The 19554-nt window shown below is 41.4% G+C and carries 17 protein-coding genes; 8 read left to right on the forward strand and 9 right to left on the reverse strand.

Translation table 11 applies throughout. The features are described 5' to 3' along the window. Positions 1-752: 752 nt before the first annotated feature. The 3 genes from IQ274_RS36270 (at position 753) to IQ274_RS02520 (ending at position 4104) form a co-directional block, all read left to right on the forward strand. Positions 753-1226 (forward strand): hypothetical protein, encoded by a 474-nt coding sequence (locus IQ274_RS36270; RefSeq protein WP_228058005.1) that lies wholly within the window; start codon positions 753-755, stop codon positions 1224-1226. Beyond that, entirely contained in the window at positions 1129-3066 is a 1938-nt protein-coding gene (locus tag IQ274_RS02515; protein ID WP_228058006.1) for an NACHT domain-containing protein, read from the forward strand. The genes IQ274_RS36270 and IQ274_RS02515 overlap by 98 nt, the downstream gene beginning before the upstream one ends. A 498-nt stretch (positions 3067-3564) precedes the next feature. Further along, on the forward strand, positions 3565-4104 hold the full coding sequence (locus IQ274_RS02520) for a response regulator (RefSeq protein WP_163933579.1): 540 nt from the start codon (positions 3565-3567) through the stop codon (positions 4102-4104). On the opposite strand, the gene IQ274_RS02525 is transcribed toward IQ274_RS02520, so the two are convergent. Both IQ274_RS02525 and IQ274_RS02530 read right to left on the reverse strand, forming a co-directional pair. Next, entirely contained in the window at positions 4033-5250 is a 1218-nt protein-coding gene (locus IQ274_RS02525) for an ABC transporter permease (protein WP_193867268.1), read from the reverse strand. The genes IQ274_RS02520 and IQ274_RS02525 overlap by 72 nt on opposite strands. Positions 5251-5260: 10 nt before the next feature. Further along, positions 5261-6727: an efflux RND transporter periplasmic adaptor subunit gene (locus IQ274_RS02530; RefSeq protein WP_193867269.1), complete on the reverse strand. Its 1467-nt coding sequence runs from the start codon at positions 6725-6727 to the stop codon at positions 5261-5263. 544 nt (positions 6728-7271) lie between these two features. Here IQ274_RS02530 and IQ274_RS02535 point away from each other — a divergent pair. After that, positions 7272-8405, forward strand: coding sequence for an SAM-dependent methyltransferase (locus tag IQ274_RS02535; protein ID WP_193867270.1), 1134 nt, complete (start codon positions 7272-7274; stop codon positions 8403-8405). Between the two features lie 172 nt (positions 8406-8577). Here the strand turns inward: IQ274_RS02535 and IQ274_RS02540 are convergent, their stop codons facing one another. Both IQ274_RS02540 and IQ274_RS02545 read right to left on the reverse strand, forming a co-directional pair. Then, a complete protein-coding gene (locus IQ274_RS02540; RefSeq protein ID WP_193867271.1) occupies positions 8578-9483 on the reverse strand; it encodes an acyl-CoA desaturase in 906 nt (301 codons plus the stop codon). A gap of 16 nt (positions 9484-9499) precedes the next feature. Beyond that, a complete protein-coding gene (locus IQ274_RS02545) occupies positions 9500-9652 on the reverse strand; it encodes a hypothetical protein (protein ID WP_193867272.1) in 153 nt (50 codons plus the stop codon). A 177-nt stretch (positions 9653-9829) separates the two neighbouring features. Here IQ274_RS02545 and trpS point away from each other — a divergent pair, with 177 nt between their 5' ends. From trpS to IQ274_RS02560, 3 genes are all read left to right on the forward strand, one after another. Beyond that, positions 9830-10840: a tryptophan--tRNA ligase gene (trpS, locus tag IQ274_RS02550; protein WP_163933563.1), complete on the forward strand. Its 1011-nt coding sequence runs from the start codon at positions 9830-9832 to the stop codon at positions 10838-10840. A 58-nt stretch (positions 10841-10898) separates the two neighbouring features. Then, positions 10899-11819 carry a methylenetetrahydrofolate reductase gene (locus tag IQ274_RS02555; protein ID WP_193867273.1) on the forward strand — a complete coding sequence of 307 codons (921 nt, stop codon included), beginning with the start codon at positions 10899-10901 and terminating at the stop codon, positions 11817-11819. Between the two features lie 128 nt (positions 11820-11947). Next, positions 11948-12772: an Rpn family recombination-promoting nuclease/putative transposase gene (locus IQ274_RS02560; RefSeq protein ID WP_193867274.1), complete on the forward strand. Its 825-nt coding sequence runs from the start codon at positions 11948-11950 to the stop codon at positions 12770-12772. A 290-nt stretch (positions 12773-13062) separates the two neighbouring features. Here IQ274_RS02560 and IQ274_RS02565 read toward each other — a convergent pair whose 3' ends face one another. The 3 genes from IQ274_RS02565 to IQ274_RS02575 all read right to left on the reverse strand — a co-directional run bounded on the left by IQ274_RS02565 (position 13063) and on the right by IQ274_RS02575 (position 15242). Beyond that, positions 13063-13308, reverse strand: coding sequence for a hypothetical protein (locus IQ274_RS02565; RefSeq protein WP_193867275.1), 246 nt, complete (start codon positions 13306-13308; stop codon positions 13063-13065). Positions 13309-13683: 375 nt separating this feature from the next. Further along, on the reverse strand, positions 13684-14232 hold the full coding sequence (locus IQ274_RS02570; protein ID WP_163933551.1) for a phosphate-starvation-inducible PsiE family protein: 549 nt from the start codon (positions 14230-14232) through the stop codon (positions 13684-13686). A gap of 86 nt (positions 14233-14318) precedes the next feature. Further along, a complete protein-coding gene (locus tag IQ274_RS02575; RefSeq protein ID WP_193867276.1) occupies positions 14319-15242 on the reverse strand; it encodes a tetratricopeptide repeat protein in 924 nt (307 codons plus the stop codon). 459 nt (positions 15243-15701) lie between these two features. On the opposite strand from IQ274_RS02575, the gene IQ274_RS02580 reads away from it, so the two are divergent. After that, positions 15702-17750 carry an elongation factor G gene (locus IQ274_RS02580; RefSeq protein ID WP_193867277.1) on the forward strand — a complete coding sequence of 683 codons (2049 nt, stop codon included), beginning with the start codon at positions 15702-15704 and terminating at the stop codon, positions 17748-17750. Between the two features lie 53 nt (positions 17751-17803). On the opposite strand, the gene IQ274_RS02585 is transcribed toward IQ274_RS02580, so the two are convergent. Then, positions 17804-18274, reverse strand: coding sequence for a hypothetical protein (locus IQ274_RS02585; RefSeq protein WP_193867278.1), 471 nt, complete (start codon positions 18272-18274; stop codon positions 17804-17806). A gap of 183 nt (positions 18275-18457) precedes the next feature. After that, a complete protein-coding gene (locus IQ274_RS02590; RefSeq protein ID WP_193867279.1) occupies positions 18458-19243 on the reverse strand; it encodes a DUF4058 family protein in 786 nt (261 codons plus the stop codon). Positions 19244-19554: the final 311 nt, after the last annotated feature.

Below are 19554 nucleotides of genomic sequence, written 5' to 3' on the forward strand. Positions count from 1 at the left end.
AAGCTTTGACCCTGGCGACTGTTCGAGTTCTGTCAAAGAGATTTTTGTAGTGACCCATGCTACGAAGCGGTCTATGATGACCAAGGTTGGGACGGTCTACTACTATTTCTAAGATACAAGGTTGGGTGCAGCGATAGCGTAACCCAACATAAAATTTAGTGGTAATGTTGGGTTGCGTTTCACTCCACCCAACCTACATAAATATATCTTTTAAAAAACTCTAGGTTTCAACATAGATGAGGTTTTGTACTTGAGTCCAATAATGCAAATCTAAGAATAGAGATAACTTAGCCAGTTGTATAACCACAAGTTTCTAAGCGTGCTGATTAGATATATGAATCTTGGTGTAGAGACGTTGCAATTCAACCTCTCTACAAGGGTTTTGAAATCACGCAAAATCATTTTCATATCTGAATTCAGCAACGCCACTTTCTAAATACAAAAATATATAGATGATATCTATGTAATGCAACTATGATTTGAAATCAAGCAAATGATTAGCAAGTAATCCTATAAAACATACTTCAGCATTACAGACAAGTGTTTGAATTTAGGTATTGCCAAAAGGTTGAAATGTATAAGATAGGTGCATAACGTTTGAATTTGACACAGAAATTTAAAAATTTGAGAGCATACTCTAGGATTTTGTATAACTTTAAAGGAGTAAAATGCTAGTATCACAACAAAAGCGATAAGATTGCAGATGTTAATAAAAATTAAAGTTAATGATTTGAGGAGCAGGTTTTTGTCCTATGGTCAAGCGATCGCTCCAAGCGTCACTCATCGGTATTGAACAGGCTAAAAGAGCATTTGCTCTCAAGGGGTGGACTCAAGACAATTTGTCAGCCGAAGTTAACCTCAAGACTAGACAACCGATTTGGCGATTTTTTAGTGGTCGTCCAGTTGAGCGTCATACTTTTATTGAAATTTGTTCTGTATTAGAACTGAATTGGCGGGAGATTGTTAGCAATCCACCGGCAGAATTCATGGAAATAGAAGAATACGGCCGGACACCTGTGCTGGATATTGATGGCTTGGTGGAAAAAGTGCGATCGCAACGCTTCGACAAAATTCAATACCAGTGTGGGATTTTGCAGTTATTGGATATCAGCCGTCCCGTTGCGATCGATGACATATATTATAGATGTGAATATTTTGGAGGAAATTGCCAGTCAACAGTGGTTAGAAATCACTGCGCTGCAAAACCTAGATCCCAAACTATTTGACCGTTTTGGCTTAGGTGATGCCGATCAAAACCAGATACCTGGTACACAGGCAGTTGAAACATACTCTAAGCTCAGGGTACTAGGCAAACCTGGGGTAGGTAAAACCACCTTTTTACAATATCTCGCCATTCAATGTAACCAAGGCACATTTGCAGGGAACTTAGTTCCGATCTTCATCACCCTGAGAAATTTTGCTGAAGAATCTAAAATCACCAACGAGTTCAGCCTATTAAAATACATCCGCCAGGAGTTCCTCACATCTGGAATTTCCGATTCCTCAGCCATAGAAACTTTGCTTAATGCAGGCAGAGTCTTAATTTTGCTTGACGGTATGGATGAAATTCTTAACCAACAAAGCAATACTGTCTTAAGCGAAATTCGCAGGTTTTCAGAAAAGTATCACAAAAATCAGTTTGTGGCAGCCTGTCGAACAGCATCTCAAAAACTCAGACTCCGAGGCTTTACGGATGTTGAGATTGCCCCGTTTACCTCAGAACAAATCATCGCCTTTGCCCAAAAATGGTTTGTGGCCTTTACCAAAACTAACATTCAAGACGGTCAAGCGCTGTCCGTTCAGTTTATTGAGAAGTTGGACTTAGATGAAAACTGGCAATTTCGCCAACTCGTAGTTACACCCCTATTTCTGCATCTTGCTTGCTGGGTGTTTCACGCTCAAGAAAAATTTCCGACTAAGCGGACTGACTTTTATAAGCAAGGTTTAGACCTTCTATTGGGCAAATGGGATGAAGCCAAAGGCATTGAACGGGATGAAGTTTACCGAGGGTTTTTATTACCACAAAAGCTCAAGTTATTGAGTCAGATTGCAGCAGCGACATTTGAGCAAGGTCAGTACTTTTTTGAGCAACGCATCGTTGAGCAATACATTGGTGAGTATATTCAGAATCTGACCAAAGCACCAATGGATGCCGAAGAACTGCAAATAGAAAGTGAAGCAGCACTGAAAGCGATCGAGGCTCAACATGGGCTACTAGCAGAACGGGCGCGGGGAATTTTTTCCTTCTCCTATCTGGCGTTTCAAGAATACTTCACAGCAAGAAAAATCGTTGCCAGTCATAATCTAGAGGCATTTGGGGAAGCTTTAGAAGGATTAGTTAGTCACATTACAGACCCGCACTGGCACGAAATTTTCTTGTTAACAGCTACCATGCTCCGCAGTGCAGACTCTTTAGTACAGTTGATGAAGCAACAGATTGATGCACTAGTTGGCCAAGACCCTTATTTACAAGAATTTTTGACCTGGGCCAGCCAAAAATCTCGCACTATTCCCAGCCAACCAAAAGAGGCGACAACTCGAGCCTTTTATCTTGCCTTAAGTCGGACTCCTCACATAGCTTCTCACTTTGCCCTAGCCAGCAGCCTCGACCAGGGAATGTTTCTGGATACGGCTTTAGATGACCTGCTGGTCGAATGTGCAATTGATGGGAGCCAGGACTTTGCCCACATCCACGCCTGTGGAGATGCTCTCTCAAACATTTTGGGTATAGTTTTGGATGTTGGACTTTATAAATCTCTGCAACAACTCTCTGACCAATTACCAAGTTCTCGTCAAAATCAAGAACGGCTTAGGCTATGGGGACAGACAAACTATTCAGCCTGGGCTAAACAATTAAAGATGACGGTCATTAATTATCGCAATATTAATCACCAGTGGCAGTTTAGCGATGAACAACAGCAAGTTTTGCAACGATACTACGATGCCAATAAATTACTACTCGATTGTCTGCATAGTAATTGTGAAGTGACGGCTGCTATCAGGCGAGAAATTGAAGCCACGTTATTGCTACCTCAAAAGGAACTTGAGGACAGGGAATGGCAATAATACTTAATACTTTTAGTTAATTTTATGATGGTTCTCACTTCGATGCAATACAGTCTGAGCATCACCCCATATTTGAGTAAGGTAAATAATCTCCTTCTTCTTGCTAAGGAGAGGGATTGAGGGTGAGATTTATTACGTTTTATATCGTAGTTAATCAACTAACTTAGAAAATCAAACAATGCTTTGCGATATTACAAAAAGAAAGTTTTTCGGTTTGATTTATAGCAAAAATCCTTCTTTCGGTACTTTTCTTTGTTGAATACTCTTATATTGAGCCAAAATCTGCTTTTAGCTGTTTTCAATAGACTTCTTGCAGAAATCGGGAAAATCTCTCTTGCAATGACCAATGCCCCATTTTCAACAAATGCACCTTTTGACCTAATACAGTAGAGACGCGTTAGGCTAGCCAGGGGTTAGCGTAGCCCAGTGCAATTTCGCGTCTCTACTACGGATTTTTCAGTCCACTTTGCACTTAAATCCCTCATCGCAGGTGTTGTTATGAATTTAATCAATGGCTTTTGCTTGGCGGCTGGGATACTCAAGGGTGTACAAGTACTCGTTGTAGACAACGATCGCGATAGTAGAGATTTGTACGCATTTTTACTCGAAGATCAGAGTGCAAATGTGATTACTGCTGGTTCAGTAAAAGAAGCTTTAGAAATCTTGAGTTGGTTTACACCCAACATCCTTGTCTGTGAAATTAGGTTCTTGGGTGAAAGTATTTATACATTACTAAATACATTGACTGCGATGGAAGCAGATAATGGAAATCATATTCCAATCATTGTGACTTCAACATCTACCACAGGTACTCACGACCTCATTCCCAATGTAGAGTTTGAAGAATATTTACTTAAACCATTCGACCTTGACAAATTTGTTTCTATGATTAGAAATCAAGTACAAGGAGATGTAGCAGAAAAATTTTGCCCCGAACTACTAGTTTTACAAAAACCTACTGTATTACTAAGCACTTCTCAAAGCCACAATCGGGTCGAGTTTAGCAGCGCGACGTGCAGGAACAACACCAAAGAATAAACCAATACCACCAGAGACACCAACTGCCATAGTAATTGCTACAGGCGAAAGACTTGCTTCTAAGGGAGTCAAGGCTCCTACTAATAGAATGCCACTGATACCAACCGCAGTCCCAACTAAACCACCAGCGGCGGAAACTATTACTGCTTCAATAATGAACTGTAGCAAAATATCTTGCTCAGTTGCCCCAATCGCTTTCCTCAATCCGATTTCTTGGGTACGTTCGGTGACGGAGACAAGCATAATATTCATAATGCCTATACCGCCGACAAACAATGATATCCCTGCGATCGCTGCTAACATAATTGTCAATGCACCTGTGATCTGACCGACAGTTTGTAAAGCATCCTTTTGAGAGCGGACAGTAAAGTCATCTTCACCATTAATTTTGTGCCGCAGACGCAGCAAATTAGCAATTTGAAATTCTGCTGCATCCACGCTCTCGGAATCACGAGCGGCAGCAACGAGATAATCTAAAGCAATACCATAAGGAGAATTCTTTCCCACAAGTCGGTTTGCTGAGGTTGTGATTGGTATGAGCGCAGCATCATCATAATCTGCTCCGACGCTGGAACCTTTGGCTATTAATGTCCCAATCACTTGAAAGCTAGTATTTCCAATTCGCAATTGCTGACCAATAGAGTTACTATTACCGAATAGTTTTTCTGCCAAGTCTCCGCCTAAGACAACGACTTGGTTATTTCGCTTAATGTCTACCTCGCTAAAAAATCTGCCTTTAGCAGTTTCAAAATCCCGCACTGATAAGAAGCTGGGAGTTGTACCAATGATGTTGACATCAGTGTTTCGGTTGCTATATGTAACTACCTGTCTCCTGTTTAACTCTGGCGCAACTCCTACTACTGTTGGTACTTGAGAAGCGATCGCATCGGCATCTTGTAACACCAGAGTTTTTGGCACTTCAAAGGAGATACGCTGAGTTTCTCGATTACCTGGCAGTATAAACAGCACATTTGGCCCTAATGACTCTAGCTGTTTATTCACATATTTTTGACCACCTTCGCCAATGCCAATCATGGCAATTACTGAGGCGTTGCCAATAACGATACCCAACATCGTCAGGGCACTACGCAGCTTATTTGACAGCAGGGTTTTACCCGCCATTTGGACACTTTCTAAAAAATTCATGTCTTAATAATTACGAATTATTCTTTTCTTTCGCCTTCTCGATTTTGTAGTCTTTGGGTGGATTAACAAAAACGCGATCGCCTTCTTTAACTCCCCCTAATATCTGAGTTTGGTTTTGAATCTGTGCCCCAACTGTAATTTCGCGGAACTGTGGTTTATTATTTGCATCAGGTACAAGTACACCAGTTTGACCATTTTCGGTGACAATTGACACCGTTGGTAGCACCAAGGCATTATTGACGCGATCGCCTAAAAAAGTCAGATCCACATTTAAGCCAGAACGCAGTTTATCTGTACCAGTATCAAGAGCAACCCGCACCTGGAAGGATGTCACACCTTGTTCCACCACTGCTTCTGGAGCAATCAGGCGCACATGACCTTTAAAGACTTGATCGGGATAAGCATCAGCGACAATTTCCACCTGCTGTCCCGGTTTAATTCTGCCAATATCAGCTTCAGGAACTTGAGCTAATATTTCTAAACCGCGTGCTACGGCGACAATTGAACTAGAAGTTGCCGACGCACTAGTAGAAGCAGAAGTGGTGGGTGTCACAAAAGCACCCGGTTCTGCATATTTTTGCGTCACAATTCCCGAAAGCGGAGCGCGAATAATTGTATCTTCCAACTGCACTTGCACACCCTTTAATTGAGCTTCAGCACTGGCTACAGCCGCTTGGCGCTGGACAATTTCTTCAGAACGAGTACCATCTTCTAACAGTACCAATGCTGCCCGTGCTTCATTAACAGCTGCTTGACGTTGGTCGATTTCCTCAGTCCGAGTCCCACTTTGGACTAACGACAATCGTTTTTTAGCTTCTTCTAAACTGGCTCTAGCACTTTTGTCTTCGCTGATGGCTTGATCGAGTAATTGTTTTTTCTCTGCTCCCTCTTTATATAAGTATTGGTAGCGCTTTACTTGTTCGCTGGTGTAATTCACCTTTGCTTGAGCCGCATCCACTTGGGATTGAGATTGAGCAATCTCTTGGGGACGATTACCAGCCCTAGCTTGGGCTAGCTGGGCTTGAGCTTGTGCTAACCGCGCTTTTGCTTGAGCGATCTCTTGAGGACGACTACCAGCAATAGCTTCAGCTAATTGTGCTTGACTTTGGGCTAAGTTAGCACGGTACTGACTCCTTTGAGCCTCAATACTCGCACTATCCATGCGCGCAAGAATTTGCCCTTGTTGAATGCGATCGCCTTGTTGTACATATAATTGCGATAGCACTCCGGGGTTCTTCGGACTAATATTTACGCTCTGAACTGGTACGACTTTACCGCTAGCTGTAATTCTCAATGTGACGTTTTTCGCTGCCACTGGCACAGTTAATTGAGCAATATCTTCTTTTTTCCCTTGATTCATCAGGGTGTAGGTTGTGATCGTACCAACAACCAAAACACCCCCTGTTATCAGCCCCATCAACCAGCGAAATGGATACTTAACTTTGCCAATAACAGGAATTTCTATGTGCGTAGCCATATCTAAAAGCCTAATTAATCTTGCTTTATGGGAGTAGCCTGTAGTTAAAGGGCGAGTACAGGAATGGGGAATTGTTAAAATTTTTCGATTAAATCTTTATTAAAAAGCTAACAACTAGACGCATAATTAGCTTTATAGTTGCTTAATATTACTTCATGATAAGCGTTACATCTCTGTATGCCTTCACCTGAATGGGTGACTTTATATCATTTCTGTTTAAAATAGGTGGGGTGAAGGCTTTGCGTAACCCAACATATATCAGAATAGCGATCGCAACCAACTGCTACTAGAAACGGAAATGAGTTGAGCGAATAACACCCTGATCTCAAACAATTATGAGAAATAAACGCAGTTAACGCCAAGTTATAGGACGTTTGCCTTTGCTACGCTTACCTTTTATCAAGTTAAAGTCGCATCAGGTGTGTTGGAGATAAATATTCCTAAATGCATGTTACAACTTCTTACGTTTTGGTGTTAAAAAGCTAAAAAAATCTAATTATTATACTCATGTAGCATTATTTTAATGCTTGTTAGGAGTATGAGTATGACTGCTAGTACACTGCTGGAAGAAATAGAAAAGCATATCCCTATTGTGGGAGATATAAATATTAAGAGTCCATTTGCATACCAAGTAACTCGTGGGGCGGTTGAGGTAGTTAACACAGTTCAGATGGCAGTAGCAGAAGCTTATATCAACGGATTAGAAGTTCCTGATTCCGTTCTAGAATCGCTTTTCGATACCTGTATGCCAATTTTCTTTCAGTATTTCCCATCCCTACTAGCACCGTATGAATGGGTATTAAAAGAAACTGACCATCTCGCCGAAGGATCGCAGGAATTAATGAAAATTCAGTACGACTTGCCTCAAGCCATGCTGAATACTATGTTGGGGGACGGGAAACTCATTTATCCTAAGTACAGCATGGGATTGTGGGAAAAAGGAGCATTAAACCTTGAGCAATCCCAGATGCAGATGATTGATGATGTGATTGAAAAACTAGACATCAAGGACGGAGACAATATCTTAGACTTTGGGTGCGGGTGGGGATGTGTTCCTAATTACATTCTTTCTAAGTTCCCCAATGTCAAATTTACGGGTCTTAATTTGAGCCACGAGCAATGCGAATATATCCGCCGCAAAATGCAAGATCCTGAGAGTTATCTCAGTTCAGATCGGTTTACCCTATATGAAGGTGATTTGAATAATGCAAATTTCGAGATAAAGTTTGATAAAATTCTCTCGATTGGTGTTTTTTGTCATGTTGGTAACTTAACGGCAGCCTTTAAAAAATTAGCTTCGTTTTTGAAGGATGATGGCAAAGTTTTAATTCACATTATTACAGTCCGCATCCCTAACAATATGTCTAGCGTTTACACCCACAAATATATTTTTCCGCACGGTCGTTACTGGAATTACGATGCAGTTCCAAGTCATCAAGAAGACCTCAAAACAATTCAAAGATGGTATCTTAATGGCTCTAATTACTCTAAAACACTAGCTAACTGGTTACAAAATTTTGACGACAATCAGGCAACAATAAAAACATTAAACTATGGCATAGACTATGCCAAGTTTCGCCGGATATGGAGGTTTTATTTGATATGGTTTATTCGTAATTTTGCTAGTTGTGATGGAGAATATAATGGTAATGGTCAATTTTTAATGGTTCATGCTTAACTGGACAAAGCTAGTGTTTTCCCTCATCGGGGATGAACATCCTGCCTTTCCTTATTTAACTAGCTGAAGATGCTTTTTTCACAAAAACATCTTCAGCCAGTTAAATCCTTAGATTCTTGACTGAGACGGCAAGGAACAGACTTTTTTCCTAAACCATCTGTCAACCAAAATATCAGACGGATGTCTTTTCTTTTGCTTTGAACACTGAGTTTTGAAAGTTGCGGTTTCTGGCGCGAGCAATAAGTTCTGATTCAGAAGGCACTCTAATCTTTGACGCTAGCTTCAGGAACTCAAGGATTTTAATGAACCAAAATGTTGGGTCTGGAAGATAGGCAACCTGGCCTCCTCGCACGGTTATGCCATGCCGGGCTGACCACTGGAATGCGTGATGAAGATTATGCCAGCCTTCACCCAAGGTTAGAAATGCTACGAGCCAATGGTTCCGACTATAATCATTGGTTATGAACGGTTGCTCGCCCAGTATGTGGCTGAGTGAATTGACGGTGGCGACGCAGTGGAAGAGGACAGTCGTGCTGAGGAAAAAAGCGCCGAGATATTCAACTCCACCAATGTAGTATGAGAACGCACCAAGAGCAAAGGTGGGAATGAAGTGCAAACGATCAACAATCTTCAAAACCACATTACTCTCAACATCAGTGGGAAGTTTCGAGGGAAAAAACTGTGGGGAGAATAGCCATCCAGCTTGAGACCACCAGAATCCTTTGATCCCCTTGAAAGGCATATAGGGAGAATGAGGATCTTTTTCCTGATCTGAGCATTGATGATGCTCCATGTGGTGAGCTTTCCACCAACTTGGCCCCATCTGTCCAGCTGAAGCAGCCACGATGCTTCCAACGCATAGAACTGAGGTTGGAGCCTGGTAGCTCTTGTGGGTGAGTAGCCTATGATAGATGCCAGTAGTTGCAAGCATTCGTATTACATATAACAACACGGCCCACAAAACAGCACCCCAAGATAAGCCAGTAACAATAATCAGTAATGATCCTAAATGACTCACGACGATCAAAGTAGGGCCTAATATGTAAGAAATAATCGTGAGATGAGAGTACTGCTTCATTAGTCTTCTAACGTCCTTAAGCTTCAAAATAAAAATGCACCACATCTTCGCCGCAGTCAAGCTTGCGGACAGCAGAACTCCCACCCTTGTCAGCGTTAGTACCTACACGCATATCTTGGCACAATTCGCTTGGAATATGAAAAGCAGTTTCAAACACAAGCAGTGGCAAAAAACCAGTGAAGAGTTTCTATAGCAATCGGATTTGAGTTAAAATCTCTAATCCCGTAACAGCGAGTTGACCTGGAAAATGTCAAAATTAAATGAGTTTTGCGTAGGCGCATTCGCGCAGCGTCTCGTAGAGAAGCGACTTTATTAGCGCAGATTTGAGATAACTTAGTTGAAATTTATGGGCAAGCAACGTGTTCTTTCTGGAGTTCAACCAACGGGCAATTACCATCTAGGTAACTACTTAGGAGCCATTCGCAACTGGGTAGAAGGTCAGAGTGAATACGAAAATTACCTCTTTGTGGCTGATTTGCACGCGATTACAGTACCACACGACCCCAAACAGTTGGCAGCTGATACCTACACTCTTGCTGCTCTCTATCTAGCTTGTGGTCTTGATTTAAATCACTCCACTATCTTTGTACAATCTCACGTTTCAGCCCACAGTGAACTCACCTGGTTGCTCAACTGCATTACACCTCTAAACTGGCTGCAAGACATGATCCAGTTTAAGGAAAAAGCTGTTAAACAGGGAGAAAATGTGAGTGCAGGTTTGTTGGATTACCCAGTCTTGATGGCGGCTGATATTTTGCTTTACCAAGCGGATAAAGTACCAGTGGGTGAAGACCAAAAGCAACACTTGGAATTGACAAGGGATATTGCAGCTCGGTTAAATCACCAATTTGGTAAACCAGATCAGCCAGTTCTAAAGTTACCAGACCCTTTGATTCGTAAGGAAGGGGCAAGGGTGATGAGTTTAGCGGATGGTACACGCAAAATGTCGAAGTCCGATCCTTCAGAGTTAAGCCGAATCAGTTTGCTCGATTCACCCGAACAGATTCAATACAAGATTAAGCGTTGTAAAACCGATCCGATTCGTGGGCTGACTTTCGACGATCCAGCACGTCCAGAGTGTAATAATTTGTTGACGCTGTATACATTGCTTTCTGGGAAGAGAAAGGAAGATGTAGCAGTTGAGTGCCAGGATATGGGCTGGGGACAATTCAAACCATTGTTGACAGACACAATTATTGAGTCCTTGAAACCAATCCAAGAAAAATATCACTCAGTAACGGCAGATAAAAGTTATTTGGAGTCTGTATTGCGCGATGGAGGGGAAAAAGCTAGAGCGATCGCAAATCAAACTTTATCACAAGTAAAAGCTGCTTTAGGCTACTCGCTTCCTCTCTAAGTTTTCGCTTTTAGGTGTGATTTGCTATACCATTTAAGAAATTGAAATTCTTAATTTTATGTATCACACCCATAGCCCCACAGCCTTCCGTAGAGCTGTACAAGCAGGTGAATTTCTAGTTACCGCCGAGGTAGCACCCCCGAAAGGGGGAAATCCAGCGCACATGATTCAAATGGCGGCGACTCTTAAGGGAAGGGTTCATGCTGTCAATGTTACTGATGGTAGCCGCGCAGTGTTACGGATGTCTTCGTTACTCGCGTCGGTGATTTTGTCACAAAATGGTATAGAGCCGATCTGTCAAGTTGCTTGCCGCGATCGCAACCGCATTGCTTTACAAGCTGATTTAATGGGCGCTCATGCTTTAGGTATCCGTAATATTTTAGCTTTGACTGGCGACCCAGTAAAAGCAGGCGATCATCCAGATGCCAAAGCAGTGTTTGACTTAGAAGCGGTGCGACTGCTGCAACTAATTCGAAAGATGAATCAAGGCGTTGATTGCAACGAAAAACCCTTGACTGATGGAACGCTAGATTTATTTGTTGGTGCAGCAGTAGATCCGCAATGTAAAAGTTGGTCGGGTTTACAAAGTCGATTTGAACGCAAAATCGAAGCCGGAGCGCAATTTTTTCAAAGTCAGTTGATTACCGATTTTGAACGCCTAGAAAAGTTTATGGATACCATTGCCTCTGGCTATAAAAAACCGATTTTGGCAGGAATTTTTTTGTTGAAATCGGCAAAAAATGCTCAGTTTATTAATAGATGTGTTCCGGGTGTCAATATTCCCCAACATATTATTGATAGATTGGCAAAAGCCAAAGAGCCTTTTGAGGAAGGGATAAAAATTGCAGCCGAACAAGTGCAGATAGCACGGCAATTGTGTCAAGGTGTCCATCTGATGGCAGTAAAGCGGGAAGATGCGATCACACCAATTTTAGATTTGGCTGGGATTGCTCCAGTTAATCAATTGGTATCCAAATAAATGAGATAATGGGTTTTTTAATTAAAGCAGATGATGGTTACTATCTGCTTTTTTTAATGCGTAATCAGATGCGTATACACAATTTTTGATAAACTTTGAATATCCAATTTACGCTTGACTAAATCCAAGTGCAAACTGACAAAATATTTTATAGCTTATTTCAATCTTTCCCTAGTATATTTTTTGCAATAATTGGCGATAATACTGTCAACGTCAACGCATATCAATTTGTTTCAGTCGAACTAAAAGAAACGGCTTTTAGGATTGATGGGGTATTTATGCCCACAACTGAAACTACAAATCAACCACTCTACTTTGTTGAAGTCCAGTTTCAATTAGACCCGACTTTTTATAGACGCTTCTTTGCCGAAATCTTTCTTTACTTGCGTCAAAACGAATCAGTCAATTTTTGGCGTGCTGTCGTCATCTATCCACAACGAAGTTTAGATCCAAGCGATCAACTACCGTATCAATTGCTGCTAAACAGTTCCCAAGTGCAACGCATTTATCTAGATGAATTGGATACGACGGATAACTCACTTCAAGTTGCGATCGTTAAATTAATTATCGAAAGAGAAGAGACAGCCGTTGACAAAGGTAGAGAATTGATTTTACAAGCAAGGCAACAACTAGCGGATGAAGCAACCAGGAAGCAAATTGTAGAATTGATAGAGACTATCCTGTTGTACAAATTTACCCGGTTAAGCCGAGAGGAGTTAGCAGAAATGTTGGGTATAGACGACGAATTCAAAAAAACAAGGATGTATCAATCTATCAAGCAAGATGGCTTGGAGGAAGGTCGACAGGAAGGTAGACAGGAAGGTAAACAGGAAGCTAAGTTAGAAGCTATTCCCCGATTATTGGCATTGGGGTTGAGTGTGGAACAAGTAGCGGTGGCTCTCGATTTAACGGTGGCACAAGTACAGCAGGTAGCCCAGAATCAGTCTAGTTGATAGTGGACGTTCATCTTGGAAAACACTTTGCTGTATATTGCTTAAGCAAAGTGTGCAATATATCAGTTAATAAAGTTTTTTACGTAAAGTGCGTAGGCGTAGGCCGTCGTAGACATCGCCTCTTTTTTATTTAGCAGGATTTACGCAAAAAATAGCCTAAACATGATTTTCTGGCAGGGACAATTTATGAATTGCCCCTACCACATATAATTTTGCGTAAGTCCTATTTAGGTTCACTAAAGTAGAGCGATGTCTACGATGGGCTACGCTTACGCAGTTTAAAACCTGGGTTACATCTTACCGTGTTGCAGCACTTGTTGTAGATGTTGGCGAATCTCTTTTGCGTGTTCAATATCAGATTGGCGCAATTTTTGGAACAACTCTACACAAGGCTGAGAACCTACTTGCTCTGCATCTTTGATGTAGGTATCGTAAGCTTTAACGGCTTCAGCTTTGTTGTGCAACACAGTGACAAAATCATACTCCAAGTCGCTAATCGCTGTTTGAGACTGTCCGTTACCTGTATTTGTAGCCATTGCTTGATCCTCTTTTAGAATTTCTAATTAACTTTATACTCATCCTTAAAGAGCGATTCATCTTCCAAAAAGAGTATATTTCAATACGTCGGAAGTACCTTGCGAGTGTAGATTATAGTATCCAGTGCGTAGGCGTAGCCCGTCGTAGACATCGCTTTCCAATTACCTCAGCCTTATCCAATCTCGTTTTTCCTTTACTGATGGAACCCTTTAAATTAATGAGGCAACAGGCAATAAGTAAAAATCAATAAGCCTGTTTGAGTTGTACTGAATTTTTTCAAAAATCAAATAGTAGTCCTATAGATAAATCAGGAAATAGGACAGACAAGGAAGAAAATTCTACCTCATCTCCCCACTCCCTATTTTCATTAGAATTTAGCCAAGCGGTTTATTTTCATCACATTGACGTGAATACTGGAATTCCAAATCATTTTGCCGTTCTCTACCTCCTCTATACACAACCGGACAAAACTTAGTGTTAGCGCTCATACAATCCATGTGTGGAGTTTTGGCACAGACTACCAGTAGTCCACCTAGAACAAATAACAAACCACAAATTGCAAGCGTATTAACCCAAGAAATTTCCAGCGCTCCATGAACTACTATTTCTCGTAGTAGGGATACAATTGTTACCTCAACTGCTACTCCCACAGAGATACTATGTTCTTGCAAGTAGACCATTAATAGTCGAAATAACTCGACTAAAATTAACACAAATAGTATTTTTGCAGTCACGTGTTTATAGTCTAGTGGCTGCGTGAGGGCGATAGCTATTCCCCACAATTGGATCAGCATGACGGCGAATAAACCTAAACACAAGACAATCACAATCAAGTCTTGAAAGGCTTCCATGTTGCGAACAATTGAGTGCCGATCAAGCCAGCGATCGCTAAATAAAAATCGACTTTTCTGGCGCTTTTGCATGTACATTTTCCAATCGGGACAAGTTCAGACAACACCAGCGAGTCAGCCCAATAGTTTTATGTTATGCAATATTAAGCGTTTGCGCCTCAGCGAGGTTTGTAATTTAAATTTTGTGCTTGTTGCAACAATTGCTCGGCATTTTTCGCCCACTGAGGATTCTTCTGAGCATTATATAAATCTCTAGCAAATTGCAATACTTGTACTGCATCCCCATATTGCTGTAACTGCATAAAAACTAACCCTGCACCATAATAAGCATTGGGATAGTTAGAGTTAGCTTCGGCTGATTTTCTAAAAGCCTCTAATGCTTCTTGTAACTTGTTTTGCTGAAACCAAATTGAACCGAGATTGTAGTAAGCTTCTGGATATTTCGGATTAATTTTTACAGCCTGATTAAAGGCATCCCTTGCTTGATCGAGTTTGCCTTGTTGAAGATAACACATCCCTATATGGTAAGGAGGCTCCGGTGCATTTTTGCTATATTCTATGGCTTTTTTAAAAGATGCGATCGCTTTCTCACAATCTCCTTGTTGCTCTCTTACTAACCCAAAATTATAGTGGGCAAATCCCAATTTTGGATCGAGTTCTAACGCTCGTTGCAAATAATCGTTAGCTAACTGTAAATTATTGCCTTCTAATAGCGCACCACCTAAATTAGCAAAAGCTGGAGCAAACTTAGGATCGGCTTGCGTTGCTCGATAAAATGCGTCCGCGGAGGGTTGTAATTGTCCTGTTTGTCGGTATGCCAGCCCTAAATTATAGTACGCTGGTGCTAATGTTGGATCTAACTTGGCTGCTTGTTTAAAGGCTGCGATCGCATCTTTTACTTTGCCCGCCTGAATTGCCTGTAAACCTTGGTTTAGCCAGTCTATGGCTGTTTTCCCATTAGATTGTGCCAGCTTTGAAGGGACAGACTCAGAGAGAGAAAGAGAAGGGGAGGGAATGCTAACAACCAACAAAGTCAAACTGACTAACCCTGCTATGGGATATTTAGAAAATGATAATCTCATTGATTTCCTGATTCGCAACACTTTCAGTTAAATTTACTTCATAAAAAGTTATTTACAAAAATTTTAGATTCGCTATTAATCTTGACTAAGATTAACTTTTATTAAGCTAAATCTTACGACAGGCTACAATTTTTTTAACTTTCGATTAAAAGAAGGATAATAACAAATTAAAGAAGGGGTAATTTTGACTCCAGAGAACCATTTTTTGATCAATATAGAATTCAGGAGTCAGGAGCCAGAATTCAGGGTGAATACTGTACGAAACTTCGACAAGCTCAGTGCATCGCTGGTGGATGAATCAATCGGTTTAAGACGCTCGCGGACTCGCTACTGTCTTGATTCCGAATCCTGTTAGCGCTAGCGGGGCGTTTAGCCCATTCAGAATAGCTGGATTCTTCTTCAACCCTTGATATATAAAGAATCATGCGGTTATAAAAGACTTACCGCAAGGAGGATTTTATGAACGAAAAAGTAAAATCGGGTTCGCGGAATGTTGCAATTGTCGGGCCTTATTTAAGTGGAAAAACCACTTTACTAGAAAGCTTGTTATTTGTCACAGGGGCAATTTCTCGTAAAGGCAGCGTTAAAGATAGCAATACAGTGGGAGATAGTGCTGCCGAGTCGCGCGATCGCCACATGAGTGTAGAAGTCAGCGCCGCTAGCACTGAGTATAACGGCATTCGCTTTACTTTTATTGACTGTCCGGGAAGTGTAGAATTTGCCCAAGAAACGTACAATGCTTTAATGGGAGTTGATGCGGCAATTGTAGTTTGCGAACCCATCCGCGATCGCGTCCTCACCCTCGCCCCTCTATTTAAATTCCTCGACGATTGGGAAATTCCCCATCTCGTCTTCGTCAACAAAATGGATCGGGCAAATATTCACGTTCTAGAAACGTTACACGCCCTGAAAGCAGTATCTAGCCGCCCCCTGGTAGCGCATCAATATCCCATCATGAACGGGGAACAGCTCACCGGCTTTATTGATATGGTGAGCGAACAGGCGTATCAATATCATCCAGGCGCACCTGCTGACCCCATTCCCTTCCCCGAAAGTTTAAAAGAAGAAGAACATGAAGCACGGGCAGAAATGCTCGAAGCCCTAGCAAATTTTGACGATCATTTACTCGAAGAACTTTTAGAAGACATCGAACCACCCCAAGAGGAAATCCTTAAAGATTTAAAAATGGAATTAGGGGCAGATTTAGTAGTCCCCGTTTTCTTTGGTGTGGCAGAACAAGATTATGGTGTTAGACCTCTATTAGAAGCCTTGTTAAGGGAAGCACCCGAACCAGAAACTACAGCAGAACGTCGCTTAAAAAACTTAAAAGGTGATACACCTCTAGCACAGGTATTAAAAACTTACTACACTCCCCAAGGCGGCAAACTCTCTCTCGTGCGTGTTTGGCGAGGCAAATTAACTGATGGCATTGTCCTCAATGGCATTCGCACTGGTGGAATTTACCGCCTCATGGGACAACAACAGCAATCAGTTAACCAAGTTAGTGCTGGTGAAATTGTTGCATTGAGCCGTTTAGAAGGAATCAAGACAGGCGATACAATCTCCACAGAACAGCAGTCGGCAATAAAATTACCCAAAGCTGTAGAGTTGGAACCAGTGTATGCCCTCGCCATTACACCAGAAAAGCGCAACGATGAAGTTAAACTCAGTGGTGCCATCACCAAGTTATTAGAAGAAGACTGCTCACTTGCTTGGGAACAACACGGCGATACCCACGAAGTAATCCTGTGGGGTCAAGGCGAAATTCATATACAAGTCGCCCTAGACAGACTGCGCCGCAAATATAACTTGCCAATGACAACCCACTTGCCGCAAGTACCTTACAAAGAAACCATCCGTAAAACAGTGGCTTCAGTTCATGGTCGCTACAAACATCAAAGCGGTGGTCACGGACAGTTTGGTGATGTTTTTCTCGATATCAAGCCTTTACCACGCGGTACAGGTTTCAACTTTAATGAAACCATTGTCGGCGGTGTGGTTCCCAAACAGTACATTCCTGGGGTGGAAATGGGTGTGCGGGAATTTCTCACACATGGGCCTTTGGGCTTCCCAATAGTGGATTTGGCAGTAACTTTGACTAATGGTTCATATCACAACGTTGACAGTTCCGAACAAGCCTTTAAACAAGCTGCGCGATTGGCAATGCAAACGGGGATACCCCAAGCGGAACCTACCCTATTAGAACCAATTCTGCGGGTAGAAGTGACTACACCGAGCGAATTTACCTCCAAGGTGCTGCAATTGTTGAGTGGTAGACGGGGGCAAATTTTAGGCTATGAAGGTAGAAACGATTGGCAAGGCTGGGATAATGTTTCGGCATACTTGCCACAAGCAGAGATGCAAAACTTTATTGTAGAACTGCGATCGCTCACTCTCGGCGTTGGTTCCTTCCACTGGGAATATGACCATCTCCAGGAAGTGCCAGAAAAACTTGCTGAACGTGTCATTCACAGCAATGGTAATGGTAGTAACGGCAACGGCAAGTAATTTTGGATTTGTCTGAAATCAAAGCCCTGCACTTAAATATGCGGGGCTTTTTATTAATGAATATTTAATACGCTTTGGACGTGCTGTTGAAACGCTAATCCTTCTGTACTCCACCGTTCTTGGAATGCTTGTATGTTTTCCAATCTTATTGCTTTTCCATTGGGAGGGAAGTTAATCGCACAATCAAATACTTTACTCTTATCTGGAGGATGCTCCCAATCATTCGTCATCCAAACTACTTGGACAAGACGATAAATATTAAATTCCTCTCCCACATTTCCATCAGGATAAAGTTGCTTATTCAGCATTTTAACAACGTGCGTTACTTTACTACGTTGTCTTAAAATCATCAGTTCATCTTCTTGCGGAGTCTTGGCATTTATTTCATCTTTATTTTTTAAATTTCTCCAATGTAAAGCAAAAATCTTTAATTCTGGATGTATAGTAAGTATGCTTTGATAAGCCCAATCTTCACCATTTAAAGGTTTTACGTTTTTAGTCCAAATTGATCCATTGAAATCCATAAACTATATCTCAATCTTGTTGTAATAGAGAAGCTACCGATTTAGTTTTCCCTAAAATCTCGTTACAATAACAAAACTTGTTTTTGCACTTATTAATAAAAAGTGTCAAACTGAGCCGCACTTAGGTAGAAGTCTAACGCTCAGAGTATTTAGGCAATGGGTAAAAAAGGAAATTACTCAAACTTAACGTAACGACTGCTCTTTTAACAACTCACTCACCCAAGCTGAATAAACTTCTCCAAGGGGTGGAATTGGTTCACCACTATAATCTATAACCAAATCAAATCCGGCGCGATCGTATACGCCGTGTATTAATGCTTGTAAGTCTAGTAATGGTTCTGTATCACCCTGACATAGGGGTAACAAAAAAGTGGGAATCTGCTCTTGTAGTCCAAATGGATATAATTCTGCTTTAGGGCGATATTCACTCCGACTTACCAAAATACGATAGTCTGACTTAATTTGATTACCTAAAATTGGCATGGGTTCGCCGCCACGCAACAAGTCTATTTCTATTAGATGAGTCAAGCTACCTAATATTTGCTGACGTTTACTTTCGTATGCCTTTCTTCCTTCACCAGTTCGCTTATTTTTTGGTGACAAAATTTCAATCACTGTGACAACTTCTCCAGTTGCTACTTCCCGAACTTCTAGGTATCCTTCTCGCACTTCTTCTAGAATAGGAAGATTGACTGTTATTGGTTTTGTAAGTGGTGCAGCGATCGCAATATTAGACGGTTCTTTTTCTGTGTTTGTTAAAGAACGTCCGACAACCACATCAGGAATACCAACTAGAATAGAATTTTCATCTGTCATTTGATATACTCGTTTCTCAACCGCTACTCGATATTTAGGTCGTAGTTGAGGAGCAATTACATCTGCGATCGCAATTATCAACCGACTGTGAACTTCAGCCCAGAATTCGGGATTTTCTAAGTAGGGGTTCATCCCTGGAAACGGTGAAGGCATAAGCTTGGCAAACAATATTCTTACTGTTTATCCTAACAATCTGGGCTGCCATGAAGATTAGAGTAATGAGTTAAAAGGGGTATCAACCTTCCAATGACCAAAGAGTTCCGCCCCCAATAAATGGGGCAAATACCTCAGTGCAACAGTACACAATCCTTTTTTTACTTCAGCCGAAGCGTCAAGCACTCAGTACTGAGTTTTAGGAATTAATTCTGCAAAATTATAGCTTGCTGCCCTTGAGGAGAAGTTTTATAAAAGCATCTGGGAATTATGTGATTAAGTATATCCCTCTTAACCACACAGAAAAACTC

It is taken from the genome of Nostoc sp. LEGE 12447 (assembly GCF_015206985.1).
GTDB lineage: Bacteria > Cyanobacteriota > Cyanobacteriia > Cyanobacteriales > Nostocaceae > Nostoc.

What these genes read in the sequence shown, in the direction of transcription:
- IQ274_RS36270 (WP_228058005.1), top strand. Translation starts at nt 753, where the DNA reads ATGGTCAAGCGATCGCTCCAAGCGTCACTCATCGGTATTGAACAGGCT.
- IQ274_RS02515 (WP_228058006.1), top strand. Translation starts at nt 1,129, where the DNA reads ATGACATATATTATAGATGTGAATATTTTGGAGGAAATTGCCAGTCAA.
- IQ274_RS02520 (WP_163933579.1), top strand. Translation starts at nt 3,565, where the DNA reads ATGAATTTAATCAATGGCTTTTGCTTGGCGGCTGGGATACTCAAGGGT.
- IQ274_RS02525 (WP_193867268.1), bottom strand. Translation starts at nt 5,250, where the DNA reads ATGAATTTTTTAGAAAGTGTCCAAATGGCGGGTAAAACCCTGCTGTCA.
- IQ274_RS02530 (WP_193867269.1), bottom strand. Translation starts at nt 6,727, where the DNA reads ATGGCTACGCACATAGAAATTCCTGTTATTGGCAAAGTTAAGTATCCA.
- IQ274_RS02535 (WP_193867270.1), top strand. Translation starts at nt 7,272, where the DNA reads ATGACTGCTAGTACACTGCTGGAAGAAATAGAAAAGCATATCCCTATT.
- IQ274_RS02540 (WP_193867271.1), bottom strand. Translation starts at nt 9,483, where the DNA reads ATGAAGCAGTACTCTCATCTCACGATTATTTCTTACATATTAGGCCCT.
- trpS (WP_163933563.1), top strand. Translation starts at nt 9,830, where the DNA reads ATGGGCAAGCAACGTGTTCTTTCTGGAGTTCAACCAACGGGCAATTAC.
- IQ274_RS02555 (WP_193867273.1), top strand. Translation starts at nt 10,899, where the DNA reads ATGTATCACACCCATAGCCCCACAGCCTTCCGTAGAGCTGTACAAGCA.
- IQ274_RS02565 (WP_193867275.1), bottom strand. Translation starts at nt 13,308, where the DNA reads ATGGCTACAAATACAGGTAACGGACAGTCTCAAACAGCGATTAGCGAC.
- IQ274_RS02570 (WP_163933551.1), bottom strand. Translation starts at nt 14,232, where the DNA reads ATGCAAAAGCGCCAGAAAAGTCGATTTTTATTTAGCGATCGCTGGCTT.
- IQ274_RS02575 (WP_193867276.1), bottom strand. Translation starts at nt 15,242, where the DNA reads ATGAGATTATCATTTTCTAAATATCCCATAGCAGGGTTAGTCAGTTTG.
- IQ274_RS02580 (WP_193867277.1), top strand. Translation starts at nt 15,702, where the DNA reads ATGAACGAAAAAGTAAAATCGGGTTCGCGGAATGTTGCAATTGTCGGG.
- IQ274_RS02585 (WP_193867278.1), bottom strand. Translation starts at nt 18,274, where the DNA reads ATGGATTTCAATGGATCAATTTGGACTAAAAACGTAAAACCTTTAAAT.
- IQ274_RS02590 (WP_193867279.1), bottom strand. Translation starts at nt 19,243, where the DNA reads ATGCCTTCACCGTTTCCAGGGATGAACCCCTACTTAGAAAATCCCGAA.